The 24,947-nt window shown below is 71.7% G+C and carries 26 protein-coding genes; 16 read left to right on the top strand and 10 right to left on the bottom strand.

Annotation, left to right across the window (positions count from 1 at the left end; genetic code table 11):
- The first annotated feature begins 23 nt into the window (after window positions 1-23).
- The 3 genes from ACIOGX_RS10570 (at window position 24) to ACIOGX_RS10580 (ending at window position 3,652) form a co-directional block, all read left to right on the top strand.
- Window positions 24-686 (top strand): class II aldolase/adducin family protein, encoded by a 663-nt coding sequence (locus ACIOGX_RS10570; RefSeq protein WP_356517300.1) that lies wholly within the window; start codon window positions 24-26, stop codon window positions 684-686.
- Window positions 687-779: 93 nt separating this feature from the next.
- On the top strand, window positions 780-1,907 hold the full coding sequence (locus ACIOGX_RS10575) for an alpha/beta hydrolase (protein ID WP_401911920.1): 1,128 nt from the start codon (window positions 780-782) through the stop codon (window positions 1,905-1,907).
- 347 nt (window positions 1,908-2,254) lie between these two features.
- On the top strand, window positions 2,255-3,652 hold the full coding sequence (locus tag ACIOGX_RS10580) for a hypothetical protein (RefSeq protein ID WP_384774457.1): 1,398 nt from the start codon (window positions 2,255-2,257) through the stop codon (window positions 3,650-3,652).
- A 154-nt stretch (window positions 3,653-3,806) separates the two neighbouring features.
- Here the strand turns inward: ACIOGX_RS10580 and ACIOGX_RS10585 are convergent, their stop codons facing one another.
- Entirely contained in the window at window positions 3,807-4,217 is a 411-nt protein-coding gene (locus tag ACIOGX_RS10585) for a VOC family protein (protein ID WP_401911923.1), read from the bottom strand.
- 234 nt (window positions 4,218-4,451) lie between these two features.
- Here ACIOGX_RS10585 and ACIOGX_RS10590 point away from each other — a divergent pair, with 234 nt between their 5' ends.
- The 4 genes from ACIOGX_RS10590 (at window position 4,452) to ACIOGX_RS10605 (ending at window position 8,680) form a co-directional block, all read left to right on the top strand.
- On the top strand, window positions 4,452-5,477 hold the full coding sequence (locus tag ACIOGX_RS10590) for a hypothetical protein (protein ID WP_401911926.1): 1,026 nt from the start codon (window positions 4,452-4,454) through the stop codon (window positions 5,475-5,477).
- 98 nt (window positions 5,478-5,575) lie between these two features.
- Window positions 5,576-7,174 carry an ABC-F family ATP-binding cassette domain-containing protein gene (locus ACIOGX_RS10595; protein WP_129769682.1) on the top strand — a complete coding sequence of 533 codons (1,599 nt, stop codon included), beginning with the start codon at window positions 5,576-5,578 and terminating at the stop codon, window positions 7,172-7,174.
- Between the two features lie 365 nt (window positions 7,175-7,539).
- Window positions 7,540-7,761, top strand: coding sequence for a helix-turn-helix domain-containing protein (locus tag ACIOGX_RS10600; RefSeq protein WP_030753304.1), 222 nt, complete (start codon window positions 7,540-7,542; stop codon window positions 7,759-7,761).
- A 127-nt stretch (window positions 7,762-7,888) separates the two neighbouring features.
- A complete protein-coding gene (locus ACIOGX_RS10605) occupies window positions 7,889-8,680 on the top strand; it encodes an enoyl-CoA hydratase/isomerase family protein (RefSeq protein WP_401911929.1) in 792 nt (263 codons plus the stop codon).
- A gap of 131 nt (window positions 8,681-8,811) precedes the next feature.
- On the opposite strand, the gene ACIOGX_RS10610 is transcribed toward ACIOGX_RS10605, so the two are convergent.
- Window positions 8,812-9,564 carry a hypothetical protein gene (locus ACIOGX_RS10610; RefSeq protein ID WP_401911931.1) on the bottom strand — a complete coding sequence of 251 codons (753 nt, stop codon included), beginning with the start codon at window positions 9,562-9,564 and terminating at the stop codon, window positions 8,812-8,814.
- 94 nt (window positions 9,565-9,658) lie between these two features.
- Here ACIOGX_RS10610 and ACIOGX_RS10615 point away from each other — a divergent pair, with 94 nt between their 5' ends.
- From ACIOGX_RS10615 to amaP, 5 genes are all read left to right on the top strand, one after another.
- Entirely contained in the window at window positions 9,659-10,150 is a 492-nt protein-coding gene (locus ACIOGX_RS10615; protein WP_356517315.1) for an Asp23/Gls24 family envelope stress response protein, read from the top strand.
- A 62-nt stretch (window positions 10,151-10,212) separates the two neighbouring features.
- Complete coding sequence (locus ACIOGX_RS10620) at window positions 10,213-10,404, top strand: hypothetical protein (RefSeq protein ID WP_030353762.1); 192 nt, start codon at window positions 10,213-10,215, stop codon at window positions 10,402-10,404.
- Complete coding sequence (locus ACIOGX_RS10625; protein ID WP_356517317.1) at window positions 10,401-10,757, top strand: hypothetical protein; 357 nt, start codon at window positions 10,401-10,403, stop codon at window positions 10,755-10,757. Before ACIOGX_RS10620 ends, ACIOGX_RS10625 begins: the two co-directional genes overlap by 4 nt.
- Window positions 10,754-11,404 carry a DUF6286 domain-containing protein gene (locus ACIOGX_RS10630; protein ID WP_401911934.1) on the top strand — a complete coding sequence of 217 codons (651 nt, stop codon included), beginning with the start codon at window positions 10,754-10,756 and terminating at the stop codon, window positions 11,402-11,404. Before ACIOGX_RS10625 ends, ACIOGX_RS10630 begins: the two co-directional genes overlap by 4 nt.
- A gap of 10 nt (window positions 11,405-11,414) precedes the next feature.
- Window positions 11,415-11,993 carry an alkaline shock response membrane anchor protein AmaP gene (amaP, locus tag ACIOGX_RS10635; RefSeq protein WP_356517384.1) on the top strand — a complete coding sequence of 193 codons (579 nt, stop codon included), beginning with the start codon at window positions 11,415-11,417 and terminating at the stop codon, window positions 11,991-11,993.
- Between the two features lie 73 nt (window positions 11,994-12,066).
- Here amaP and ACIOGX_RS10640 read toward each other — a convergent pair whose 3' ends face one another.
- The 5 genes from ACIOGX_RS10640 to ACIOGX_RS10660 all read right to left on the bottom strand — a co-directional run bounded on the left by ACIOGX_RS10640 (window position 12,067) and on the right by ACIOGX_RS10660 (window position 18,550).
- Window positions 12,067-12,822, bottom strand: coding sequence for an SDR family oxidoreductase (locus ACIOGX_RS10640; RefSeq protein ID WP_356517321.1), 756 nt, complete (start codon window positions 12,820-12,822; stop codon window positions 12,067-12,069).
- A 4-nt stretch (window positions 12,823-12,826) separates the two neighbouring features.
- Window positions 12,827-14,611 carry a glycoside hydrolase family 15 protein gene (locus tag ACIOGX_RS10645; protein ID WP_401911936.1) on the bottom strand — a complete coding sequence of 595 codons (1,785 nt, stop codon included), beginning with the start codon at window positions 14,609-14,611 and terminating at the stop codon, window positions 12,827-12,829.
- 42 nt (window positions 14,612-14,653) lie between these two features.
- The gene (locus ACIOGX_RS10650) at window positions 14,654-15,457 is read right to left on the bottom strand and encodes an SURF1 family protein (RefSeq protein ID WP_356517325.1); all 804 of its coding nucleotides are present in this window, start codon (window positions 15,455-15,457) and stop codon (window positions 14,654-14,656) included.
- Window positions 15,458-15,525: 68 nt separating this feature from the next.
- Window positions 15,526-16,602, bottom strand: a complete 1,077-nt coding sequence (locus tag ACIOGX_RS10655; RefSeq protein ID WP_401763487.1) for a DEDDh family exonuclease — start codon at window positions 16,600-16,602, stop codon at window positions 15,526-15,528.
- Between the two features lie 397 nt (window positions 16,603-16,999).
- Window positions 17,000-18,550, bottom strand: coding sequence for a S8 family peptidase (locus ACIOGX_RS10660; RefSeq protein ID WP_401911940.1), 1,551 nt, complete (start codon window positions 18,548-18,550; stop codon window positions 17,000-17,002).
- A gap of 264 nt (window positions 18,551-18,814) precedes the next feature.
- On the opposite strand from ACIOGX_RS10660, the gene ACIOGX_RS10665 reads away from it, so the two are divergent.
- The 3 genes from ACIOGX_RS10665 to moaA all read left to right on the top strand — a co-directional run bounded on the left by ACIOGX_RS10665 (window position 18,815) and on the right by moaA (window position 22,044).
- On the top strand, window positions 18,815-19,210 hold the full coding sequence (locus ACIOGX_RS10665; RefSeq protein WP_356517331.1) for a DUF485 domain-containing protein: 396 nt from the start codon (window positions 18,815-18,817) through the stop codon (window positions 19,208-19,210).
- A complete protein-coding gene (locus ACIOGX_RS10670; RefSeq protein WP_401911942.1) occupies window positions 19,207-20,859 on the top strand; it encodes a cation acetate symporter in 1,653 nt (550 codons plus the stop codon). The genes ACIOGX_RS10665 and ACIOGX_RS10670 overlap by 4 nt, the downstream gene beginning before the upstream one ends.
- A gap of 192 nt (window positions 20,860-21,051) precedes the next feature.
- Entirely contained in the window at window positions 21,052-22,044 is a 993-nt protein-coding gene (gene moaA / locus ACIOGX_RS10675; protein ID WP_401911945.1) for a GTP 3',8-cyclase MoaA, read from the top strand.
- On the opposite strand, the gene ACIOGX_RS10680 is transcribed toward moaA, so the two are convergent.
- Window positions 22,027-22,233 (bottom strand): hypothetical protein, encoded by a 207-nt coding sequence (locus tag ACIOGX_RS10680; RefSeq protein ID WP_051746168.1) that lies wholly within the window; start codon window positions 22,231-22,233, stop codon window positions 22,027-22,029. The genes moaA and ACIOGX_RS10680 overlap by 18 nt on opposite strands.
- A gap of 309 nt (window positions 22,234-22,542) precedes the next feature.
- Complete coding sequence (locus ACIOGX_RS10685) at window positions 22,543-22,905, bottom strand: DUF3099 domain-containing protein (protein ID WP_383972371.1); 363 nt, start codon at window positions 22,903-22,905, stop codon at window positions 22,543-22,545.
- 226 nt (window positions 22,906-23,131) lie between these two features.
- Here ACIOGX_RS10685 and ACIOGX_RS10690 point away from each other — a divergent pair, with 226 nt between their 5' ends.
- Window positions 23,132-23,419, top strand: coding sequence for a GlsB/YeaQ/YmgE family stress response membrane protein (locus ACIOGX_RS10690; RefSeq protein WP_383972281.1), 288 nt, complete (start codon window positions 23,132-23,134; stop codon window positions 23,417-23,419).
- A 240-nt stretch (window positions 23,420-23,659) separates the two neighbouring features.
- Here the strand turns inward: ACIOGX_RS10690 and tyrS are convergent, their stop codons facing one another.
- Complete coding sequence (gene tyrS / locus ACIOGX_RS10695; RefSeq protein WP_356517337.1) at window positions 23,660-24,928, bottom strand: tyrosine--tRNA ligase; 1,269 nt, start codon at window positions 24,926-24,928, stop codon at window positions 23,660-23,662.
- Window positions 24,929-24,947 lie beyond the last annotated feature (19 nt).

Raw genomic sequence — 24,947 nt, forward strand, 5'->3', positions numbered from 1 at the left:
CTCCCGCCTGACAGGATTCTCGTATGACTGATCAGCAGAGTCGGGACGCGATAGCCGGGGCCTGGCGTGAACTCATCGCCACCGCCCGGAGAACAGCAGGTGAAGGACTTGTCGTCGGTACATCGGGCAACGTGTCGGTACGGATCGGCGAACTGATCCTCGTCACGCCGAGCGGAGTCCCGTATGACCAACTCACCGCCGAGGACGCCGTCGGCGTCGATCCGGACGGCCGGCAGGTCCTCGGTGATTTCACCCCTACGAGTGAGCTGCCGCTGCACCTCGCCGTTTACCGGAACACCTCCGCGACGGCCGTGGTCCACACCCACGCCGTGCACGCCACCGCCGTCTCCACCCTCGTCCCCGAACTGCCCCTGATCCACTACATGGCGGCGGCCCACGGCGGCGCCGTCCGGGTCGCGCCCTACGCGCTGTACGGCTCAGACGAACTGGCCGCCCATATGCTCCACGCCCTGCGCGACCGGAACGCCTGCCTCCTCCAGAACCACGGCACGGTCGCCCACGGCGACAGCCTCGCCCAGGCCTACGACCGCACGGCGCAGCTGGAGTGGATGTGCCGCCTCTGGCTCACCGCGAACTCCCTGCCCGGCCGAACGCCCTCACTGCTGACCGAGGCCCAGCTGGACGAGGTCGGACAGAAGCTGAAGGGGTACGGACAGCGGGGCTGACCAGCGTTTCCGGGCGGGGCGCCCGGCAGGCTCCGGCACCCCGACGGACACCCCCGGCTGGCCGAGCCCGCCGGGGGTGACCACACTGGGAACGTGCGCCCCGCCAAAGCGACGGCAGCGGCCGTCTCCACAGTCATCGGTGTCGGCGCGGCCGCGCTCGCGGCCGGCCGGTACGCCGGCGACGCCGCGCTCAAGACGCCGCCCGGCCGCCCCCTGCCGGGCGACCCCCGTCTCACCGTGCACGCCACGGCCGCCGGACAGATCGCCCTGACCCGCTGCCTCGCCTCCCTGCGCCCCGGTACGTACGGGATCGAGGGCCCCGGCGTCCACGCGGTCGTCGGGCCGGTCCTGGACGAGGTGGAACACGCCGCGGACACCGTGGTGCGCCGACTGGAGCGCGTCAGTCACGGCTCGCTCGTCGCCGGCACCCATGTGCGCCTCACCCCGCAGGTCCACAGCGGCGATCCCACCTCCGCCCTCGGCCTCGGCCACAAGGACGTGATGATCCCGGGCGAACTCGGCCCCCTGCCCGCCTGGTTCGTGCCCGGGGTGCGCGACACCTGGGTGATCACCACGCACGGCCTCGGCACCACCCGCGAGCACCCCATGAACATCATGGAGTTCCTCGCGGAACAGGAACTTCCGGTACTCGACCTCGCCTATCGCGGTGATGACGGGGCGCCCCGCTCCCCGGACGGCCTCGGCCACCTCGGCGAGTCCGAATGGCGCGACCTCGACGCGGCGCTCCGTTACGCGGTCCGGTACGGCGCCGAGCGCGTGGTGCTGCACGGCTGGTCCACCGGCGCCTCGATGGCCCTGGGCGCGGCGGCCGGCTCCCCGCTCCGCGCCCGGATCGCCGGACTGGTGCTCGACTCGCCGGTGCTGGACTCGGAGGCCACCCTGCGTGCGCTGGCCACCGCCCGCCGTGTCCCCACGCCGCTGCTGCCGCTCGCGGTCCGGTCGGCCCAGGGCAGGGCCGGTCTCGACGGCGACCGGCTGCGCCAGGCCGCCGACCCCGGCAGGCTGAGCATCCCGACGCTGATCTTCCACGGCCCCGACGACACCCTCGCGTCCTGGAACCCGTCCCGCGAACTCGCCGCCCACCGCTCCGGTCTGATCAGCCTGCACGCCGTCGCGCACGCCCCGCACGGCGCGATGTGGAACGCCGATCCGGCGGGATACGAAGAGGTGCTCCGACGCTTCCTCACCCCTCTGATGTAGCGCCGCCCAGAGCCGGCGTCCGTCGCGGCGTCCGGCGCGGCGCCCGGGACGGCGTGGCCCCACGGGGCGCTTTACCGGTGTCTGACGGATCTTTCCGGCATGCGGCGACGCGGCGGAATCCGATGCGATGCCCGGCGCTCCGCTTCGCCTCCTTCAGGCACCTTGCGACCCACCGGGTCCACCCGCCACACAGCCCTCCACCAGCTGTCCCGTCCCTTTCCAGCAGGCATCTTGTTTCTCTTCCGTGCCCTGCGCCACCCCCGTGGAACGGGCCTCTTCCGCCCTTCCCGTACCGCCGGAACAGGTTCCGTTTGGGCTTTCGGGCGGTCACCGGGAAGACTGCCCCCGTGACGTCCCGAAAGCCTGATGAGCAATTGGCGCGCAACTCCAGACTCCGACTTGTCCGCGCGCGGCCGTTGACCACGGCCCGACGGGCTGTGACCGACGGGCGCAGCCGTCCGGCACCCCGGCCGCCCGAGGGCACTCCGCCCCCGGCGGAGCTGGCCCGTCAGGCGAGAGCGGTCCTCGCCGACGCGGCGCGGATCGCCCGCTGGGCGGCCGGTGACCGGGACCCCGGCGCGGGTCCGCTCGACGCGGCGGCGGCCGAACGGGCCGCCGTGGCGCTGGAGTTGACGTCCGACCAGGTGCGCGCGGGCTGGGACCGTGCCCGGCTGGCCGGACTCGTCGAGCTGCACGGCACCGCCGTACGGCCCGGCTGGCGGCTCCAGGCGTGGGACCGCGACGACAGCGCGGTCCAGCGCGGCTGGGTGGCACTCTTCGACGCCTGGTCGCTCGTGCACCCCGCCCCCGAGGACGTCGCCGCCTCCACGGTCGCCGAGGTCGTCGAGGCCGTCCCGCAGGTGCTCTCCCTCCTCCAGCTCTCCGCGGGACCCGTGCTCGTACCGGCCCTGCTCGATCTCCTCCGGCAGCGGGTCGCGGAACTCCACGAGGAGCGCTGCGAGGTGCCCTACGGCCCCCAGCCCGCCCCCGTCGAGCCCCCGGCGCCCGAGCCGCCGGCCGACGACCTCCTGCCCCCGCTCCTCGACTGGGCCCTGGAAGGGCTGGCCGCCGTGGGCGCGCTGACCCTGGGGAAGGGCCAGGCGACCCTCACCCCGCTCGGCAACTGGGCGGTCTGGGTCAAGCTGGAGCAGATCTGCGTCGCCGCCCAGAGCCCCGCGGGCAATATCGAACAGTCCGCCGAGCACATGCTGCGCGGCTGCGCGCGGCTCACCCCCGGCCCCGCCCGCGCCGAATACCGCGCCTGGCTCGCCGCCCGCACCGTCGGCAGCGCGGTCACCGAACTGCTCGCCGTCGCCCGGGGAGAGGACGCGCTCCTGCGCGGGCTCGCCTTCGAGGCGCTGCGCGTCGTCGGCGCGCCCGCCGAGGCCGAGGTACGGGCCGCGGCGACGGACTCCTCGCTGCGCCCCTACGCCCTGCTCTGGCTGGCGGAGTACGAGGGCGCCGACCCGGAGGACGCGGCCGAGGTCCTCACCCGGGAGGAGTCCACCTGGCTCTGGGTGGACACCGCGGCGGCCGTCGCCGACCACGGCGAGACCGAACTGCTCGTCCGCCACCTGGACTCCGCCGTGCAGGGCAACGTGCCCGCGCTGCTCGACGAGATCCGGGCCGTCGGCCACCCCCGCACCGTCCAGGTCCTGGTCGCCCTCGCCGCCGCGCATCCGGATCCCGCCCTCGCCAAGGCGGTCCGCCGGGCGGCCTTCCAGGTGCACACCGGAGGAGCCTGACCGGCCGGCCACGCGCCGCGCCGACCGACGCCGAGGGACCGGTCCCGCCGGTCCCGCCGCGCCCGCCGCGAAGACCGACCGGACAGGACCTGACCGCGCGGCGGTGCCCCCGCCCGCCGGGACCGCTGTCCGCCATGTCCCGGCCGGTCGTGCCTCAGCCGCCCCCGCCCGGCGCGTACGTCCCGAAGCTCCATATGTTCCCCTCGGCGTCGCGGGCCATGTAGTCCCGTGAGCCGTAGTCCTGGTCCGTCGGCGCCATCAGGATCTCGACGCCGTGCTCCACCGCCCGCGCGTGGTGCGCGTCGACGTCCTCGACGACCACGTAGACGCCCGCGGGGCCCGCGTCGCCCATCGCCCTGGCGAAGACGCCCGCCCGGCCCTTCGAGCCCAGCATCACCACGCCGTCGCCGGACGCCAGCTCGGCGTGGAGCACCTCGCCGTCCTCGCCCTCGTACACCGTCAGCTCGGTGAACCCGAAGGCGTCCGTCAGCGTCCTGATGGCCGCCTTCGCGTCCCTGTACAGGATGGTCGGGCAGATGCTCGCTACTCCGGTCATGCTGATCATCCCTTCGCGGGGCTCGAATGTGACGCGGATCTCAGTCTCGCACCGGCCACTGACAATCGGCCTTCGAGCCGTCACGGCGCCGCCCGGCCGGCCCCCGAGGCCGAACGGGGGATGTGCCGCCCCGCGCCCGCCGTGTCGCGGGGCGCCGCCGCCCCGCCCGCGCGGCCCGTGGCTACGCTCGCGAGCCCGGCAAGATCCGAAAGACAGGCCCCAGACGGGAGAACAGTGACGGCTGTGCCGACGACCACGGCGCCGGACCTGCTGCCGGGCACCGGAGCGGACGGCGGCCCCGAGGGCGACGCCGCTTCCCCGTACGCCGATTCGCCGAACACCGCTTCCCCGAACGCCGACTCCCGGTACGCCGAGCCCCCGCCCGGCGAGTCCCCGCACGGCGGCCTCCCGCACGGCGGGACCCCGCGCCGCCCCGGCCCCCGGTCCGTCGGGCAGGGCCTTTCCCGGTACAGGCCGCGACGCCGTACCCGCCTCGTTCTCGCGGCCCTCTCCGCCGTCCTCGCCGTCCCGCTGGTGACCGCCGCCCGCCAGTCCAGGGACTTCCCCTTCGACGACCGCCTCACCGTGCACACCACCGCGGCGCCCGGACCCGCCGCCCAAGAGCCCGTCCTGCGCACGGCGGGCCCCCGCGTCGAGGCGCGCGACCCGGGCTCGGGCACGCTCCGCTGGGTCCACGAGCGCACCGGCAGCCGCCCGCTCGCCCTCGCCGCGGGGCCCGGCCACGCCTTCGCCCTCTGGAGCGACGGCCTGGTCACCGACACCGAGCGCGTCGCCGGCTCCGCCGTCCGCTGGCACCGCGCCCTGCCCGGTCTCGCCGACTGGCTGGCCGGGGGGCCCGGCCGCGCGGCGGGGGTCCTCCAGCCCCTCGCGCCCGGTTCGCGCATGCTCGCCGTCGTCACCCCGCAGCGCATCGTCGCCTTCCGCGCCGGCGACGGCGATCTGCGCTGGGTGCTGCCCGCCGCCCGCGGCTGCGCCTTCGACCCGGGACGGTACGTCCGTACGGCCGGGATCCTGCTGGTCGCCCAGCCCTGTCCCGGGCACACCGACTGGACCGCCGAGCTGATGGCGGTCGACGACCTCGGCCGGATCGTGCCGGGCCGCACCCCGCTCCGTAACGACCTCCGCGACGACCCGCGCCACGATCTCCGGGACGCTCCCCGGAACGGTTCCCCGGGCGGTGTCTCGAAAGGGTTCTCGGACCATCGTCCGGGGGACCGGCCAGAGAAAGCAGTTGCGCGACCCCGTTAGACTGACCCGTATGGCATTTCTCCTTGTGCATTAGCCGGCGTCGAAGAATCTCCTCCGCCTGCCCTCTTCCGCCGTCCATACCGCCCTGGAGTCTTTCCGTGATCACCGCAACCGGTGTAGAGCTGCGCGCCGGCGCCCGTGTCCTCATCGAGTCCGCCTCATTCCGTATCGCCAAGGGCGACCGCATCGGTCTGGTCGGCCGCAACGGAGCGGGCAAGACCACGCTCACCAAGTGCCTCGCCGGCGAGGGCGTTCCCGCCGCCGGCACCATCACCCGCTCGGGCGAGGTGGGCTATCTGCCGCAGGACCCGCGCACCGGCGACCTCGACGTCCTCGCCAGGGACCGCATCCTCTCCGCGCGCGACCTCGACTCCGTGCTGAAGAAGATGCGGGAGAACGAGGACCGGATGGCGAACGGTCAGGGCGCCACCCGCGAGAAGGCGATGAAGAAGTACGAGCGCCTGGAGACGGAGTTCCTCACCAAGGGCGGGTACGCCGCCGAGGCCGAGGCCGCCACCATCGCCGCCGCGCTCGGACTGCCCGACCGGGTGCTCGGCCAGCCCCTCCATACGCTCTCCGGCGGTCAGCGCCGCCGCGTCGAGCTGGCGCGCATCCTCTTCTCGGACGCCGACACCCTGCTGCTCGACGAGCCCACGAACCACCTCGACGCGGACTCGATCGTCTGGCTGCGCGACTACCTCAAGACGTACCGCGGCGGCTTCATCGTCATCTCCCACGATGTCGAGCTGGTCGAGACCGTCGTCAACAAGGTCTTCTACCTGGACGCCAACCGCTCGCAGATCGACGTCTACAACATGGGCTGGAAGCTCTACCAGCAGCAGCGCGAGGCCGACGAGAAGCGCCGCAAGCGCGAGCGCGCCAACGCGGAGAAGAAGGCCTCCGCCCTGAACTCCCAGGCCGACAAGATGCGCGCCAAGGCCACCAAGACCGTCGCCGCGCAGAACATGGCCCGGCGCGCCGAGCGGCTGCTGTCCGGTCTCGAGGAAGTGCGCCAGTCCGACAAGGTCGCCAAGCTGCGCTTCCCCGAGCCCGCGCCCTGCGGCAAGACCCCGCTGACGGCCGAGGGACTGTCGAAGTCGTACGGCTCCCTGGAGATCTTCACCGATGTCGATCTGGCCATCGACAAGGGCTCCCGGGTCGTCATCCTCGGCCTCAACGGCGCGGGCAAGACCACGCTCCTGCGGCTGCTGGCCGGGGTCGAGAAGCCGGACACCGGCCAGGTGACCCCCGGACACGGCCTCAAGCTCGGCTACTACGCGCAGGAGCACGAGACCCTCGACCCGGACCGCTCCGTGCTGGAGAACATGCGGTCCTCCGCCCCCGACCTCGATCTGGTCCAGGTCCGCAAGACCTTGGGCTCCTTCCTCTTCTCCGGGGACGATGTCGACAAGCCGGCCGGGGTGCTCTCCGGTGGCGAGAAGACCCGGCTGGCGCTGGCCACCCTGGTCGTCTCCTCCGCGAACGTGCTGCTGCTCGACGAGCCGACGAACAACCTGGACCCGGCCAGCCGTGAGGAGATCCTCGGCGCGCTCCGCACGTACAAGGGAGCGGTCATCCTCGTCACCCACGACGAGGGCGCGGTCCACGCGCTGGAACCGGAGCGGATCATTCTGCTGCCCGACGGGGTCGAGGACCTCTGGGGAGCGGACTACGCGGACCTCGTCGCGCTCGCCTGAGGACCTCCGTCGCCGGCCCGAGTACATGATCCACGCGCGTGATCGACTCCATATGGATCATTTCGGCTCAGCGGTGATCCCTCATCTGTGTGAGTACGTCTCGTATCACGGCGTGGTGCGTGACCGATCGGGCCGACCGCACCATGATCCGCGCCGTTTCCGGCGCGGGGGCCCTGACCTGGCACTTCGCCCAGAGCTTTGGGTAAAGGTCTCGGTGACCGCGTAGGGAATACGCGATTCCGGTCGTGCTCGAACCCGGGAGCCGGGCAAAGCTTGTCGTGCGGACCTTGCCGAATGGGTGGCCAGGAAGCCCGCGAGGGGTGATCATGAGAAGTCCAGAGCGCACTTCCCATGAGGAGGCACGGGTGGCCGAGACTCTGAAGAAGGGCAGCCGGGTAACCGGCGCCGCGCGCGACAAGCTCGCGGCAGACCTGAAGAAGAAATACGACAACGGTGCGAGCATCCGGGCACTGGCCGAGGAAACCGGCCGCTCCTACGGATTCGTCCACCGGATGCTCAGCGAGTCCGGAGTCACGCTGCGGGGACGCGGCGGAGCGACGCGAGGCAAGAAGGCCGCATCGGCCTGACGACCGAGCGCGACTCCTCCTGGCCACCGGTTCGGGTGGCCACCCGAGGCGATCGGATGATCGCCCAGGTGGTTACTGTGCAGTCACTTAGCTTGGTTTTCTTGACTGCCCGAACCGGAGGCGCCCCATGACTTCGCTCGAATCAGTACTCGACAAGGACGGCGTACGGCTCACCATCGAGGACGCGGTTGCCACGGTCACACTGACCAACCCGGCGAAGCGCAACGCCCAGTCTCCCGCTCTGTGGCGGGCGTTGGCGGATGCCGGAAGGTCATTGCCGGGCACCGTGCGGGTCGTCGTGCTGCGGGGCGAGGGCAAGTCCTTCTCCGCGGGGCTCGACCGGCAGGCGTTCACCCCCGAGGGGTTCGACGGCGAGCCGTCCTTCCTGGATCTCGCGCGGGAATCCGACGAGGACCTCGACGCGGCCATCGCCGGGTACCAGGAGGGGTTCGGCTGGCTGCGCCGTCCCGACATCGTGTCGATCGCGGCCGTTCAGGGGCATGCGATCGGGGCCGGCTTCCAACTGGCTCTCGCCTGTGACCTGCGAGTCGTCGCGTCCGACGTGCAGTTCGCCATGCGCGAGACGAGTCTCGGCCTGGTCCCCGACCTCACCGGCACCCATCCACTGGTCGGACTGGTCGGCTACGCCCGCGCGTTGGAGATCTGCGCCACGGGCCGCTTCGTGCAGGCCGAGGAAGCGGAGCGTACGGGGCTGGCCAATCTGGTGGTGCCCGCCGACGAACTCGACGCGGCGGCGAGCGATCTGGCGGGCGCGCTGCTGGCCGCGCCGCGGGACGCGCTGATCGAGACGAAGGCGCTCTTGCAGGGCGCGTCCGGCCGTACCTTCGAGGCCCAGCGTGCCGCCGAGCGCGCCGCGCAGGGGCGCCGGCTCCGGGACCTGGCGGGCCTCGCCGACTGACGACGGACCGACGCACGGGCTGTCCGCGCGGAGACGCACACGCCCGTCCGCGCGGACGGCCCGTGTGGGCAGGCCCGTCCGCGCGGACAACCTGCCCACACGCCCTGGTGGGGTCTCGTCACGCCGTCGGCTCAGCCGTCGCGATCCACACCCACCGCCGTGATCAGTACGGCCACCGACGGCGCGCCCGGCAGCGCCGCCGCGAGTCGCGCGCGGACCGCCCGCGCCACCTCCAGCGGGCGGTGCCCGGCAGCCGTCGCCAGCTCCACCCGTACATGCCCCGCGGTGGCGACCGCCGCGCCGCCCAGCGTCCTGGTCGGATACGCGACGCCCGGCACCGCCGACGCCAGCAACTCCGGCTCACCCTCAGGGGCGGCGGCCCGTACCGCGTCCGGCCGTCCCCCGTCCGGCCCAGCGGGCGCCGCGATCCCGGCCGGCGGTCCGGCAACGGATGTCCCGGAGGGACCGAGCAGGGCCGTCACGCGCAGATCGACTTCCGCGATCCGTAGCCCCAGCCGCTTCGTCGCACAGGCGAACAGCACCTCGCGCAGCCGCTCCGCCACGGCGGGCAGCGGCTCGGCGGGCCCCGCGGCGAACTCCCCGTCGATACGCAGCGGACCGGGCGGCAGCGCGCTGGGCGGGGGCGGCACGGCGGGCCGGCCGGCTCCTTCCGGATCGGCCAGGGAGATCCGCAGCCGGCCCAGCACGGCGCCCGTCACCTCCGCCGCCGCCGGCCGCAGTTCGTCCGTCGCCGCGCGCTCCGACAGCCACGCGCCGTCTCGTGGCCCGCCCAGCGGCAGCAGCCTGCCCAGGCCGAGTTGTTGTCGTACCGCGGCCGTCCATCCGCCGGTGCCGAGCCCATCGGAGCTGTGCGCAGTCGTCATTCCTCCAGCCTGCCGCATCCACGCGGCGGGATGAGGCAAGCGCACCTAATGTGGGCAACGGAGTCCACCACCGCCCGGGAAGGAACGAATGGCGATGTCAGACACCGCACCCCGTAATCAGTCCGCGCCGTCAGGCAGGAAGCCGTTGGCCGACGACGGGGGCAGCAGCCCCGTCACCAAGCGCGGCGGCGGGCCCGCCGCCACCCGCGGCCGTACCACCATCGCCGACGGCGTGGTGGAGAAGATCGCCGGGCTCGCGGCGCGCGACGTCCTCGGTGTGCACGCCCTGGGCAGCGGGATGTCCCGCACGTTCGGCGCCGTGCGCGACCGGGTCCCCGGCAGCACCAAGTCCGTCAGCCGCGGCGTGAAGGCCGAGGTCGGAGAGGTACAGACGGCGCTCGACCTGGAGATCGTCGTCGACTACGGAGTCTCGATCACCGAAGTCGCCGCCGTCGTACGGGAGAACGTCATCGCGGCGGTCGAGCGGATGACGGGCCTTGAGGTCGTCGAGGTCAACATCGCGGTCAGTGACGTGAAACTGCCCGACGAGGAAGATGACGAAGAGTCGGACACCCGGCTTCAGTAACGTCCCGTACGCGGCGTGCGGCACCGTACGCGACCGGCAGCGCAGTGGAAGAGGAGCGGCACATGAGCATGGCGGTGGTCGGCCTGTTGGCCGGTATGGCGCTCGGATTCGCCGGGTACTTCGGTGGCTTCGGAGCCTTTGTGCTGGTGGCCGCGCTGGGTGTGATCGGGTTCGTGGCCGGGCGCTTCCTGGACGGCGATCTCGAACCCGGTGACCTCTTCCGCAGTCGCGACCGCGACGACCGGCGGCGGTGACGCGCGTGGCCGTTGAACGGGTGGCGGCCGGCGAGCGCGGAGCGACCACGATCGCCGACCGGGTCATCGCGAAGATCGCCGCACAGGCGGCCCGGGAGGCGCTGGACGGCGTACCGGAAGGCGGCGCCGCGCCGCACGCCACCGTCACGGTGCGCCACGACAGCGCGCGCGTCCGGATCGGTGTCGAGCTGGAGTATCCGACCGACATCGGCCGGCAGTGCGGCGCCGTGCGTCTCAGCGTCGTCCAGCGGATCAAGGCGCTGGCGGACATGGACGTGCCGGAGGTGGTGGTGCGGGTGGAGCGGCTGTACTCCGACCGGTCGGGACTCGCGGCGCGGGGGAGGCTCCGATGAGCGAACCCGTGCCCGAGGGGGCCGGCGGCGTACGGGAACAGGACCCGTCGGAGCCCGACACGCGGTACGAGCCCAGGCCCACGCTGTCGGACGACGACGGCCGACGGGCCGGACGCTTCTGGTCCACGCGCCGGATCCCCGCGGCGCTGGCCGCGCTGGTCGTTCTCGGCGCGGCGGGACTGCCGCTGTACGACATCGTGGCGGTACGGGCCGGGCAACGCGCGATGTACTGGCGCCGTGAACTCGCCGGCCAGCTGGCCAGGCAGCCGCTCGACGAGACCTGGGTGCTGGTCGCCGCCTGCGTCGCGATGGCGCTCGGACTGTGGCTCCTCGCGCTGGCCCTCACCCCCGGCCTGCGCGGACTGCTGCCCATGCGCCGCCACTCCCCGCTGGTACGGGCCGGCATCGACCGCGTCGCCGCCGCGCTGACGCTGCGCGACCGGGCCATGGAGGTCTCGGGCGTGCAGTCCGCGCGGGTACGGGTGGGCCGCTCCAAGGTGAAGGTGCGGGCCCTCTCCCACTTCCGTGAACTCGACGACGTACGGGACGACCTGGACAGGGCGCTCCGCGCGGGCATCCGCGAACTGGGCCTCGACCGGTCGCCCGCACTGACGATGCGTGTCCGCAGGCCCGTCAAGAAGAGGTGAGGTGACGGCGATGATCCGGGTCGTCAACCGTGTACTGCTGGCCCTGCTCGGTCTGGTGCTGCTCTGCGCCGGCGGCGCGGTGCTGGCACGCGGGCTGGACTGGGCGGTGCCGTCCTGGTGGCCGTACAGCGGGCAGCGCGATGTGCTGCTGAGCCGCGCCGACCGCGAACGCTGGCGCGATCAGGGCTGGTGGTGGCCGGTCGTGATCGCGGCCCTGGCGGTGCTGGTCGTACTGGCCCTCTGGTGGTTCTTCGCCCAGCTGCGCCGGGCCCGGATGGCGGAGGTGCTGGTCGACAGCGGCGACGGCGAGGGCGCGTTGCTGCGCGGGCGGGCGCTGGAGAGCGCCGTCGAGGACGACGCGGAGGCCCTGGACGGCGTGGCCCGCGCCCGCGTGCGCCTCACGGGCCGCCGCACCGCCCCCTCCGCCCGCGTACGCCTCCTCATGGAGCCCCACGCGTCACCGGGCGGGACCCTGAACCTGCTGACGGCGGAGGCGCTGGAACGTGCGCGGCGGTCGGCCGGGCTGCGGGAACTGCCGGCGGAGGTGCGGTTGCGGGCGGTGAGGCACGGGGCGGAGCGGGTGAGCTGACGGCCCGTGCGCCGCGGCCGAACGGGCCCGGGACAGGGCCTGGACGCGTCCGTCCCGAGCCGTGACGGACGCGTCAGAAACCGTGCCGCGTCCCGCCGTCCACCGGCAGCATCACCCCTGTCAGATACGACGCCGCGGGCGACAGCAGGAACGCCGCCGTCTTCCCGAACTCCTCCGGCCTCCCGTACCGCCGCAGCGGAATCCGGGACTCGCTCGCCGCCCGCGCCGCCTCGGCGTCGCCCGACAGCGCGTCGAGTTCGCGGACCCGGTCCGTGTCGATACGCGCGGGCAGCAGGCCCACCACCCGGATCCCGCGCGGGCCGACCTCGTTCGCCAGGGACTTGGCGAAACCGGCGAGGCCCGGCCGCAGACCGTTGGAGATGGTGAGGCCCGGGACCGGCTCGTGGACCGACGAGGAGAGCACGAGCCCGATGACCCCGCCCTCGCCCAGTTCGGCCGACGCCTCGCGGGCGACGCGTACCGCGCCCAGGAAGACGGACTCGAACGCCGTCCGCCACTGCTCGTCCGTGTTGTCCGCGGCGGACCCCGGCGCGGGGCCGCCGACGCTGATCAGGACGCCGTCGAAGCGGCCGAACCGCTCCCTGGCCGTGGCGATCAGCTGTCCCGCCACCGCCGGATCGGCGTTGTCGGCGGCCACTCCGTACGCGCCGGGACCGATCTCCGCGGCGGCCTCCGTGACGCGCTTCTCGTCGCGGCCCGAGATGACGACCTTCGCCCCGTCCGCGGCGAGCGCCTCCGCCGCCGCGCGGCCCAGCCCTCGCGATCCGCCGGTGACAACGTATACGCGGTCTTTCAGTCCAAGATCCATGGTCCTATCCTGCCGTGTCCGCCCCGGCGAGGGTCAACGCGGTCACCACCAGTCCGATATGGCTGAACGCCTGCGGGTAGTTGCCGAGTTGCCGCCGCGCCACCGGGTCGTACTCCTCCGCCAGCAGCCCGACGTCATTGCGCAGGGCGAGGAGCCGCTCGAACAGCTCCGTCGCCTCCTCCGTACGCCCCGTCATATGGAGCGCGTCGACCAGCCAGAACGAGCAGACCAGGAACGTTCCCTCACCGCCCGGCAGCCCGTCCACCGAGGGCCCCGTCGAGCTGTAGCGGCGCAGGAGGCCGCCGTGCCCCAGCTCGGCCCGTACCGCGTCGACCGTGCCGACGACCCGCGGATCGTCCGGCGGCAGGAAACCGACCCGGGGGATCAGCAGCGTCGCCGCGTCCAGGTCGGCGGAGCCGTACGACTGCGTGAAGGTGTTCCGCTCCGGATCGAAGCCCCGTTCGCACACTTCCCGGTGCACTTCGTCCCGCATCGCGCGCCAGCGCCCGACGTCCCCGCTGAGCGAGGGATTGTCCTCCAGCGTCCGTACGGCACGGTCGGCGGCGACCCACGCCATCACCTTGGAGTGCACGAAGTGCTGGCGCGGCCCGCGCACCTCCCACAGGCCCTCGTCCGGCTCGCGCCACTTCGACTCCAGGAAGCCCAGCAGGCTGAGCTGGAGGTTCCAGGCGTGCGGCTGCGCGGGGAGACCCGCCGTCCGCGCCACATTGAGCGAGTCCATCACCTCGCCGTACACATCCAGCTGGAGCTGGTCGACCGCGTTGTTGCCGGTGCGGACGGGCGCGGAGTTCGCGTACCCCCGCAGCCACGGCAGTTCGTTCTCCGGCAACCGCCGCTCACCGCCGAGTCCGTACATGATCTGGAGGTCGGCCGGATCGCCCGCGACCGCGCGCAGCAGCCAGTCGCGCCAGGCCGCCGCCTCCTCCAGATAGCCGACCGACAGCAGCGCCCCCAGGACCAGCGTGGAGTCACGCAGCCAGCAGTAGCGGTAGTCCCAGTTGCGTACGCCGCCCAGCTCCTCCGGCAGGGAGGTGGTGGGGGCGGCGACGATCCCGCCGGTCGGGCCGTACGTGAGCGCCTTGAGCGTGATCAGGGAGCGCATGACGGCCGTGCGGTGCGGACCGTGGTAGCGGCAACGCCGCGCCCAGCTCTCCCAGTCCTCCAGGCTGCGCGCCAGCGCCACGTGCGGATCGACGCGCGGCGGGCGCGGCTTGTGCGACGGGTGCCAGGTGAGCACGAACGCCACCTTCTCGCCCGCGCCCACGGTGAACGACGACCGTGTGCTGTAGTGCTGCCCCCAGGTCTTGACCGAGGGCTCGCTGCGCAGCCAGACGGAGTCGGGGCCGGCGATCGCCACATGGTGGGCCCCCTCCCGCCGCACCCAGGGCACCACCGAGCCGAAGTCGAAGCGCAGCCGGATCGTGGCGCTCATGTCCACCGAGCCGCTGACACCCTCCACGATCCGCATGATCTCGGGCGCCCTGTCGCGCTGCGGCATGAAATCGGTGACCTTGACCGTGCCGGTACGGGTCTCCCACACGGATTCCAGCACCAGCGAGTCACCCACATAGGCGCGCCGCGTACATGTACGCGCACCGGTGGGGGCGAGCCGCCAGTGGCCGTTCTCCTCGCCCCCGAGCAGCGCGGAGAAGCAGGCGGCCGAGTCGAAGCGAGGAAGGCACAGCCAGTCGATGGAGCCGTTCCGGCCGACCAGGGCGGCGGTCTGGAGATCGCCGATAAGTGCGTAGTCCTCGATGTGTTGGGTCACGCCAGGGCTGTTCCCGTACCGCGCGGGCGTTAAGCAGCGGTGTCAGACGGCCGCGGGTTCCTGCGCGGATTCCGCGTCGGCGGCGCTCTCCTCCGCCTTCGCCGCCGCGCGGTCGCGGAGCTCACGCCGTACGAGAATGACCCAGCCGACGGGGACGGCGGCCACGAACAGCCACCACTGCACCGCGTACGCCATATGGGGCCCGATCGAGCTGTCGTCGGGGTCCGGGATCTGCTCGGGGCTGCCGCCGGCCGGTACGGGCGAGATCTGCTCGACGTAGCCGCCGAGGACGGTACGGCCCAGCTGTTCCCGCTGCTGCGCGCTGTCGATCAGCATGACCTGGCGGGGCGGCAGATCCCGCAGGTCCTTGATCCCGCTGCTCGCCGACGTCTCGTCCGCCTTCAGCCGGCCGGTGAGGGTGACCTCGCCCTTGGGCGCCGCCGGGATGTCGGGGAAGGCCCGCTGGTCGTCGCCGAAGGGGATCCAGCCGCGGTTCACGATGAGCGCGCGGCCGTCCTTCAGGACGAACGGGGTCAGCACGTGGAAGCCGACCCGGTCGTCGATGGAGGTCCTGCGGCGTACGACGACCTCGTGCGCGGTGTCGAACGTGCCGGTGGCGGTGACACGGCGCCAGTAGTCGGAGCGCGGGACGGTGTGCCCGGGGGCCGTCAGATCCGTGACCGGGACGGGCTTCGCGTCGAGGTTCCCCGAGATCAGGGCGTTCTGGGCGACCTTGTGCTCATGGCGGTGGTACTGCCAGAAGCCCAGCTCGATCATCGCGGGGATGAGGGCGAGGCCGAGGAGGGTGAGGATCACCCACTGCCGGGACAACAGGAAGCGGTACACGCCTTCGACGTTACCCGGCGGGCGCCCGGCGGATCCGACGGGGGGTGGGTGCACGCCGCCGCGCCCGGTCACCCGTCCGAGGCCGTGGAAGCGGGGACGGAAGTGGACGAGGGGAGGGACGGCAGGGGCGAGGAGGGCGCCGGGACGGAGGCGGCGGGCGCCGGGACGGGGGAGGAGGGCGCCGGGACCACGTCCCGCAGCAGCTGGGTGAACGCCGCTTCGTCGATGACCGGCGTCCCGTACGACGTGGCCTTGACCGTCTTGGACGTCGAGGACCCCGGGTCGTTGGTCACCAGCAGACTGGTCAGCCGGGACACGCTCGTCGCGATATGCAGCCCCGCCTCCACGGCCCGGTCCTCCAGCAGCTCGCGGTCGACGGAGGTGTCCCCGGAGAACGCCACGCGCATCCCCTGCACCAGCCGCTCGCCCGGCACGTACCGGCCCGGGTTCGGATATGGGCACGGGGGCCGCTTGCGCGAGGGCCGCCAGCTCGTCTGCCGGTACGAGGACTGATAGCCGACCCGGGGCAGCGCCGGGGTGTCCGACCACTCCGTGAGCGGCCGGCACTCCAGCAGCGGCAGCCGTACGCCGTCCCTGGCCGCCGCGTGCAGACTCGGCCGGAACGCCTCGGCCAGCACACGCGCGTCGTCCAGCGCGTGGTGCGCGCGCTGCTGTACGACACCGAAGTGAGCGGCGAGCGACTCCAGCTTGTGATTGGGCAGCGGCAGGGCCAGCTCCTTGGAGAGCGCGATGGTGCACAGCCGCTGCCGGGTGGGCGCGGTCCGCTCCGCGCGCGCGTACTCCCGGGCGATCATCGACCAGTCGAAGATCGCGTTGTGCGCCACGAGCACCCGCCCGTCGAGCCGCGCGGCCAGCTCACCGGCGATCTCGGGAAAGAGCGGGGCGCTCTCCAGGACGTCGGTCGTCAGCCCATGGATCCACACGGGCCCCGGGTCCCGCTCCGGGTTGACGAGCGTGTACCAGTGGTCCTCGACATTGCCCCGGGCGTCCAGGCGATAGACGGCTGCGGACACTATCCGGTCGTCGCGGGCGAGTCCGGTGGTCTCGACGTCGACGACCGCGTACCCGTCGGGGTAGGCGGTCGGCCATGTCGCTGCGGTCGTATGGTCGTCGAGCATGGTCACAGAGAATACGGGCCGCGACTGACACTCCCACAGCCCGGTCGGCGAGGACCGGCCACGGCCGGGGTCCGGACCGTCGCTCCGTCAAGACCCTTACGGTGACGGAGGTCTCACGCCGGATGACGCGGCCGGGAGCGAGGGGACGCCGTCACGAAGTCCGCGTACCGCCTGTGCCACGCCGCGCTCCGCCGCCTCCGGGCACGGCCCGACCCGGTCCGTACCCGCGAGACGCGCCACCACAACTTCCGTGCTCACCGGGTCTGTTCCGCCCCCGCACGCCGGCCGCTCCGTCCGGCCTTCCCGCCGGCCCGTACGAACGCGGGCCGCCCCGGAGGACGGCCCGCGCTGGTACGGCGTTACGTGAACGGTGCTCAGGGCACCCGGTGGCTATGTGCGGGGGTTACCCGCGCACCGCCGCCAGGGCGTCGACAAGACCCGCCCCGTAGAAGCCGTTGTACTGCTTGCCGCCCTCGCAGACGGCGTCGACCTCTCCGTCACCGTCGATGTCGTACGGCTTCGGGCACGCGGTGTCGTCGGCCTGGAGCGACAGGAGCGCCTTGATCACCAGCGGCGAGGCGTACGGGTGGGTCGACTTCAGCAGCGCCGCGACGCCCGCGACATGCGGGGAGGCCATCGACGTACCGGCCATGTAGCCGTACTGCCCGCCCGGCAGCGGGCCGAGGATCAGGCCGCTGACGGCCGGCGGGGCCGGGGTCTGGAGGCGCGTGGAGTCGCCGCCCGGGGCCGCGATGTCGACGACACCGAGACCGTAGTTGGAGAACGAGGACTTCAGGCCCTTGGCGCCGGTGGACGCGACGGTCACCACACCCGGCAGCTGGGTGGGGATGTCGAGGCACTCGGACGGGTCGATGACCCGGTCGCCCGGAGTGGTGTCGTTCGGGCTGGACGGGTCGGTGATCGAGTCGGACGCGAGATCGTAGTTCTCGTTGCCCGCCGCGGCGACGTTGACCGCGCCCTTCTTCTCCGCGTACCGGGTGGCCCGCGAGACGGCCTCGACCAGAGCCTTCTGGTCGGGGTCGTTCTTGCAGTTGAAGTACCACGGGTCGGTGTAGTAGCTGTTGTTCGTCACGTCGACGCCGTGCTCGGCGGCCCAGACGAAGCCGCAGACGACGGCCTCGGTGTAGAAGAACCCGGCCGGCGTGGACACCTTGATGCCGGAGACCTTCACGCCCGGCGCGACACCGGTGACGCCCACGCCGTTCTTGGCCGCGGCTATCTCACCGGCGACATGCGTGCCGTGCGGGCTCTCGCCCGTACCCGGCCGCCAGGCGCCGTCGGTCGTGTCCGGCTTGCCGCCGACACAGTTGACCGAGGCCGCGCGGTCGAAGTTCGGCGCTATGTCCGGGTGGGTGTCGTCGACACCCGTGTCGATGACGGCGACAGTGACGTTCCTGCTGCCGAGCGACTTCTCGTGCGCCTTGTCCGCCTTGATGGCGGGCAGGTCCCACTGCAACGGCTCCAGCGGGTCCTGGTCGGCGGCCTTGTTCGCCGCGGCCTTCGCCGTGGCGGCGGCGACCTCCTTGTCGGACAGCACCTTCGGGGCGCCGATGTCCGTCGTGGACTGCGCGGCCATCGGCGCGGTGCGGGTGGCACCGGCCGAGTCGACGCCCCTGACCTTGCGGACGGTCCTCGCGAACTCGGGGTTCTGCGAGGTGACGACTATGACGCCTATCTGGTCATAGGAGGTCACGATCGCGCCGCCCGCCTTGGCGATCGCCTTCTTGACCGACGAGACGGTGGAACGTCCGCCGCTGGTGTTGACGACGTACGACAGCTTCGGGCCGTCCGTCGCGACCGCGGCGGCGGGGACGCTGCCCGCCGCCGTCGCGGCCGTGGCCGTACCGGTCGGCAGGAAGCCGAGCGAGACGGTGAGCGCCAGACCTGCGGGCAGAGCGAGCATGCGCCGCCGTCTGGATCTCAGATGAGTCATGGGTTCTCCACATCATCCGTGAAAGAACCGTCCGCACGCAGGCGTGCGCGTGGACGGGTACATGACCAGTGAAGTTATCGCTGATGATCCCCGGCCATCAATCACTTCCCGAATCATTTTTGGAAGAAACTGGAAGAAAAAGCCCGGTGTTGAACCGCGTCGCCATGCCCTCCGTGCCGTTGTCAGGGGGACCAGCACATCCGCACCCCCTGTGAGGTTTCCCTGATGCCCCACCCCACCGCACCCGCGTCACGAGGAGATTCCGTGGCTTCCGATGCACCGCCGCCCGAGGGCGGTACGGACACCAGCCCCGCCCAGTCAACGCCGGACCGGCCCACGACGGCGCAGCCCACCACGGCCCAGTTCGTCGAGGTGCAGGAGAGCGCGGAATTCGGCGAACTGCGCCGTACGTACCGCTCCTTCGCCTTCCCGCTGACCGTCGCCTTCATCGCCTGGTACCTGCTGTACGTCCTGCTGTCCAACTACGCGGGCGGCTTCATGGGCACCAAGCTCTTCGGCAACATCAACGTGGCCCTGGTCCTCGGCCTCGCGCAGTTCGTCACCACCTTCCTCATCGCCTGGTTCTACGCGCGGCACGCGTCGCGCAAGCTCGACCCGAAGGCGGACGTCATCAAGTCGCGCATGGAGGCCGACGCATGAGCCAGCCGCTCCCCCTCATGAGTCACCCGGTCCAGCAGCAGCTGGCCGCCGCCGCGGACGCCGGCGAGCACCGGCCGCTGATCATCACGCTCTTCGGCCTCTTCGTGGTCGCGACGCTCGTCATCACCGTCTGGGCCGGCCGCCAGACCAAGAGCGCCTCCGACTTCTACGCGGGCGGCCGCCAGTTCACCGGCTTCCAGAACGGTCTCGCGGTCTCCGGCGACTACATGTCCGCCGCGTCCTTCCTCGGTATCGCCGGCGCCATCGCGCTCTTCGGATACGACGGCTTCCTCTACTCCATCGGCTTCCTGGTCGCCTGGCTGGTCGCGCTGCTGCTCGTCGCCGAGCCGCTGCGCAACTCCGGCCGGTACACGATGGGAGACGTCCTCGCGTACCGCATGCGCCAGCGGCCGGTCCGTACCGCCGCGGGCACCTCCACCATCGTGGTCTCGATCTTCTATCTGCTGGCGCAGATGGCAGGCGCGGGCGTGCTGGTCTCCCTGCTGCTCGGGATCACCAGCGACGCCGGGAAGATCGCCATCGTGGCGCTGGTCGGCCTGCTGATGATCGTGTACGTCACGATCGGCGGGATGAAGGGCACCACCTGGGTCCAGATGGTCAAGGCCGTGCTGCTCATCGCGGGCACCCTGCTGATCACCTTCCTGATCCTGTGGAAGTTCAACTTCAACCTCTCCGACCTGCTGGGCACGGCGGCGAGCAACAGCGGCAAGGGCGCGGCCTTCCTGGAGCCCGGCCTCAAGTACGGCGCCACCGAGACCTCCAAGCTGGACTTCATCTCGCTGGGCATCGCGCTCGTCCTCGGTACGGCCGGGCTGCCGCACATCCTGATCCGCTTCTACACGGTGCCGACCGCCAAGGCCGCCCGCAAGTCGGTCATCTGGGCCATCGGCATCATCGGCGCCTTCTACCTGATGACCATCGTGCTCGGCTTCGGCGCGGCAGCCCTGCTCAAGCCCGGTGACATCATCGCCTCCAACAAGGCGGGCAATACGGCGGCGCCGCTGGCCGCCCTGGAGATCGGCGGCGGCGCCGACTCCACCGGGGGCGCGATCCTGCTCGCCGTGATCTCCGCGGTCGCCTTCGCCACCATCCTCGCGGTCGTCGCGGGACTGACCCTGGCGTCCTCGTCGTCGTTCGCGCACGACATCTACGCCAATGTCATCCGCAAGGGACAGGCGACCGAGAAGGAGGAGGTCCGCGCGGCCCGCTGGGCGACCGTCGCCATCGGTATCGTCTCGATCGCGCTCGGCGCCCTCGCCCGCGATCTGAACGTGGCCGGGCTGGTCGCGCTCGCCTTCGCCGTCGCCGCCTCGGCCAATCTGCCGACGATCCTCTACAGCCTGTTCTGGAAGCGGTTCACCACCCAGGGCGCCCTGTGGTCGATCTACGGCGGTCTGGCCTCGTCCGTCCTGCTGGTGCTGTTCTCACCGGTCGTCTCCGGCAAGCCGACCTCGATGTTCCCGGGTGTCGACTTCCACTTCTTCCCGCTGGAGAACCCGGGGCTGATCTCGATCCCGCTGGGCTTCCTGCTCGGCTGGCTGGGCACCGTGCTGTCGAAGGAGGAGCCGGACAAGGGCAAGTACGCCGAGCTGGAGGTCAAGTCCCTGACCGGCACGGCGGCGCACTGACCCCCCGGGAACGGACCGCCTCGGGCACTCCCCCTGAAGCACCCGGATTCTGTAGACGGTATACAGAATCAAGGCCGCATCGTAGAGTCCTACGATGCGGCCTTGCCGCTCCTCGTGACATACGGGCCCTGGCGATGTCGGTCGCCTGACGTAGGCTCAACGTGTCGTATCCGAACAGGGAGGTGGCCCGGAGTGCTGGTCGACACCTTTGGTCGCATCGCCACTGACCTGCGCGTCTCGCTCACGGACCGGTGCAATCTCAGGTGTACGTACTGCATGCCGGAAGAGGGCCTTCAGTGGCTCACCAAATCCGATCTGCTCAGTGACGACGAGATCGTCCGGCTGGTCCGTATCGCCGTGACGCTGCTGGGAATCACGGAAGTCCGCTTCACCGGCGGTGAACCGCTGCTCAGGCCCGGTCTCGTCGGGATCGTCGAGCGCTGCGCGGCGCTGGAGCCGCGCCCGCGGATGTCGCTGACCACCAATGGAATCGGGCTCAAGAGGACGGCCGCCGCACTGCGGGCGGCCGGTCTCGACCGGGTCAATGTCTCGCTCGACACGCTGCGCCCCGACGTCTTCAAGGCCCTCACCCGCCGTGACCGGCACCAGGACGTGCTGGACGGTCTGCGCGCGGCCCACGAGGCAGGGCTGACCCCGGTCAAGGTCAACACCGTCCTGATGCCGGGGCTGAACGGCGACGAGGCCCCTGACCTGCTGGCCTGGGCCGTGGAGCACGGCTACGAGCTGCGCTTCATCGAGCAGATGCCGCTCGACGCCCAGCACGGCTGGAAGCGCGACGGCATGATAACGGCCAGTGACGTCCTCGACTCGCTGCGCACGCGCTTCGCGCTCACCGAGGAGGACGACTCCGTACGGGGCACGGCGCCCGCCGAGCGCTGGGTGGTGGACGGCGGCCCGCACCGCGTGGGCGTGATCGCGTCCGTCACCCGCCCGTTCTGCCAGTCCTGCGACCGCACGCGGCTGACCGCCGACGGACAGATCCGTACCTGCCTGTTCGCCCAGGAGGAGACCGACCTGCGGTCCGCGCTGCGCTCCGACGCGCCGGACGAGGAGATCGCCGCGCTCTGGAAGACGGCGATGTGGGGCAAGAAGGCCGGCTCCGGTCTGGACGATCCGGCGGCGTTCCTCCAGCCCGACCGGCCGATGTCAGCGATCGGTGGCTGAGTTCCGCTCCCACTCGGTCAGTTCCACCACGTCCTTCAGAAAACCGCGCATCCCCAGGAACGAGGAGAGGTGCTCGCGGTGTTCGTCGCAGGCCAGCCAGGTCTTGCGGCGCTCGGGCGTGTGCAGCTTGGGGTTGTTCCAGGCGAGGACCCAGACGGCGGGCGCGCGGCACCCCTTGGCGGAACAGATCGGGGCCGTGTCACCGGCGGAGCTGTCCGGAGAGCCGGGGAGACCGGGAAAGCCGGGAGCGCCGGGGAGGCCGGGCGAATCGGGGGAGCCGGGTGAATCGGGGGAGTCGGGGAAGTTCACCCGACCACCCTAAGACACAGTCCGTCACCGGAAATGGCGACGCCGGGCAGCCACGGGGGGAGCTGCCCGGCGTCGGTCCGTCGCTCCGACGGGGGATGCGGAGCGCCTTTAAAGTATGTCACGGGCAACGGGGTGCCGTGCACCGGAACTTCACGATTGATCTGAGCTTTTCTTGAGCTTTGCGGAGTGTTACGGACCGCTTGGCCGGTCCCCTTCGGCGGCCGTGGGGCCGGTTTCCGCCACGGCAGGTTCCACAGGGGGCGCGATCATTCTACGGGCCGGTGGGGCGATATGGGCCGAGGGCAGCGAAGTGACGTTCTCCCGGCCCCCGTTGGCGATCACCACGGCCACGTACGGCAGCAGCACCCCCAGCGCGAGCGTCACGATCGCGACCGGCCGTTCCACGTTCCACAGCGCCACGGTCGCGATGACCGCGAGCGTCCGTACGGACATCGAGATCACATACCGGCGCTGCCGGCCGCGCACGTCCTCGGCGAGTCCCTGCCGGGCTCCCGTGATCCGGAAGACCTCCGTGCCGCCCTGCTTCCGCACCACGTTCCCACCACCCGATTCTGTGCCGGACGTTCGCCGGAACTCTCCCCGGACCGGACGTGGACAACGGTACGCCGGGACCCCGGCGGCCACGAGAGCGGGGGCAGTCCCATCCTGTCCGCGACGCCGCCTTCCCGCCACGTACGGCGGTGTCCGACATGCGCCGAATGGCGGACCGCCCCAGACTGGCGATCACGCGCATATCGCGCCGTGTGAGGAGGCGACCATGAACTGGTTGTGGGTCATCATCGTGGGTCTGGTGCTCGGCCTGCTCGCGCGGGCCATCATCCCGGGCAAGCAGCACATCCCCCTGTGGCTGACGATCCTGTGCGGCATCCTGGGCAGCTTCCTCGGCAACGCGGTCGCGGGCTGGATCGGTGTCGCGGACACCAAGGGAGTGGACTGGACCCGCCATGTGCTCCAGCTGATCGGTGCCATCGTCGTCGTCTTCTTCGGCAACATGCTCTGGAATTCCATCCGCGGCAACAAGCGCGGCAGCCGGCAGAGAGTCTGAACCGGGCGCCGCCCCCGGCGCGGACGGGACGGGGACAGGGCAGGACGGAGACAGGGCGGGACGGTTACGGCCGGGCACGCGTGCGCATGCCCGGCCGCAGCCGTGAGTCGTGAGCCGTGGGCGAGAAGAGCCGTAGGCCACAGCCGTACGCGCCCCACGAGCGAGCCGTACGGCCCCGGGGCCGGCCCGGCCGGATCCGGGCCGGCCGACGGGATCCGGGTCAGCCCACGGGATCCGGGGTCAGCCCGCGGCGACCTCCACCGCGGCCAGATTCCTCTTGCCCCTACGGAGGACCAGCCAGCGGCCGTGCAGCAGCTCCGTACGGTCCGGTACCGCGTCCGCGTCGGCGACCTTGACGTTGTTCACGTAGGCCCCGCCCTCCTTGACCGTACGGCGAGCCGCCGACTTGCTCGGCGCCAGACCCGTCTCGGCGAACAGATCGACCACCGACGCCGGCTCGGCGACCTCGGCGCGCGGCAGCTCGGAGAGCGCCGCGCCCAGCGTCGCCTCGTCGAGCCCCGCCAGCTCACCCTGGCCGAACAGCGCCCGGGACGCCGCGACGACCGCCGCGCACTGGCCGGCGCCGTGGACGAGCGTCGTCAGCTCCTCCGCCAGCGCCCGCTGGGCCGCACGGGCCTGCGGACGCTCCTCGGTCGCCCGCTCCAGCTCCTCCAGCTCCTCCCGGCTCTTGAAGCTGAGGATGCGGCTGTACGCGGAGATGTCACGGTCGTCCACGTTCAGCCAGAACTGGTAGAACGCGTACGGCGTGGTCATCTCCGGGTCGAGCCAGACCGCCCCGCCCTCGGTCTTGCCGAACTTGGTTCCGTCCGCCTTCGTCATCAGCGGCGTCGCCAGCGCGTGCACGGTGGCGCCCGGCTCCAGGCGGTGGATCAGATCGAGACCGGCGGTCAGATTGCCCCACTGGTCGCTGCCGCCCTGCTGGAGGACACAGCCGTAGCGGCGGTACAGCTCCAGGAAGTCCATGCTCTGGAGCAGCTGGTAGCTGAACTCGGTGTAGCTGATGCCCTCGTCGGACTCCAGCCGGCGGGCGATGGAGTCCTTCGTGAGCATCTTGTTCACCCGGAAGTGCTTGCCGATGTCCCGCAGGAACTCGATCGCGGACAGCGACGCGGTCCAGTCCAGGTTGTTGACCATGGTCGCCGCGTTCGGACCCTCGAAGTCCAGGAACGGCTCGATCTGGGACCGCAGCCGCCGCACCCAGCCGGCGACCGTCTCCGGGTCGTTCAGCGTCCGCTCGGCGGTCGGCCGGGGATCACCGATCTGACCGGTGGCCCCGCCCACCAGCGCCAGCGGCCGGTGCCCCGCCCGCTGGAGCCTGCGTACGGTCAGCACCTGCACGAGGTGTCCGACATGCAGGCTGGGCGCTGTGGGATCGAAGCCGCAATAGAACGTGACGGGACCGTCCGCGAGCGCCTTGCGCAAAGCGTCCTCGTCAGTGGACTGGGCGAACAGCCCGCGCCACTTCAGCTCGTCGACGATGTCCGTCACGGTCGTCTCTCTCCTCGAA

Origin of the sequence: Streptomyces sp. NPDC088147, assembly GCF_044741565.1 — a bacterium.
Classification (GTDB): Bacteria; Actinomycetota; Actinomycetes; order Streptomycetales; family Streptomycetaceae; genus Streptomyces.

Bases quoted from the DNA above. Each gene is read 5' to 3' on its own strand.
- ACIOGX_RS10660 (WP_401911940.1), bottom strand. From the start codon at position 18,550: ATGACTCATCTGAGATCCAGACGGCGGCGCATGCTCGCTCTGCCCGCA.
- amaP (WP_356517384.1), top strand. From the start codon at position 11,415: ATGATCCGGGTCGTCAACCGTGTACTGCTGGCCCTGCTCGGTCTGGTG.
- ACIOGX_RS10585 (WP_401911923.1), bottom strand. From the start codon at position 4,217: ATGATCAGCATGACCGGAGTAGCGAGCATCTGCCCGACCATCCTGTAC.
- ACIOGX_RS10690 (WP_383972281.1), top strand. From the start codon at position 23,132: ATGAACTGGTTGTGGGTCATCATCGTGGGTCTGGTGCTCGGCCTGCTC.
- ACIOGX_RS10640 (WP_356517321.1), bottom strand. From the start codon at position 12,822: ATGGATCTTGGACTGAAAGACCGCGTATACGTTGTCACCGGCGGATCG.
- ACIOGX_RS10610 (WP_401911931.1), bottom strand. From the start codon at position 9,564: ATGACGACTGCGCACAGCTCCGATGGGCTCGGCACCGGCGGATGGACG.
- ACIOGX_RS10615 (WP_356517315.1), top strand. From the start codon at position 9,659: ATGTCAGACACCGCACCCCGTAATCAGTCCGCGCCGTCAGGCAGGAAG.
- ACIOGX_RS10630 (WP_401911934.1), top strand. From the start codon at position 10,754: ATGAGCGAACCCGTGCCCGAGGGGGCCGGCGGCGTACGGGAACAGGAC.
- ACIOGX_RS10620 (WP_030353762.1), top strand. From the start codon at position 10,213: ATGAGCATGGCGGTGGTCGGCCTGTTGGCCGGTATGGCGCTCGGATTC.
- ACIOGX_RS10670 (WP_401911942.1), top strand. From the start codon at position 19,207: ATGAGCCAGCCGCTCCCCCTCATGAGTCACCCGGTCCAGCAGCAGCTG.
- ACIOGX_RS10605 (WP_401911929.1), top strand. From the start codon at position 7,889: ATGACTTCGCTCGAATCAGTACTCGACAAGGACGGCGTACGGCTCACC.
- ACIOGX_RS10570 (WP_356517300.1), top strand. From the start codon at position 24: ATGACTGATCAGCAGAGTCGGGACGCGATAGCCGGGGCCTGGCGTGAA.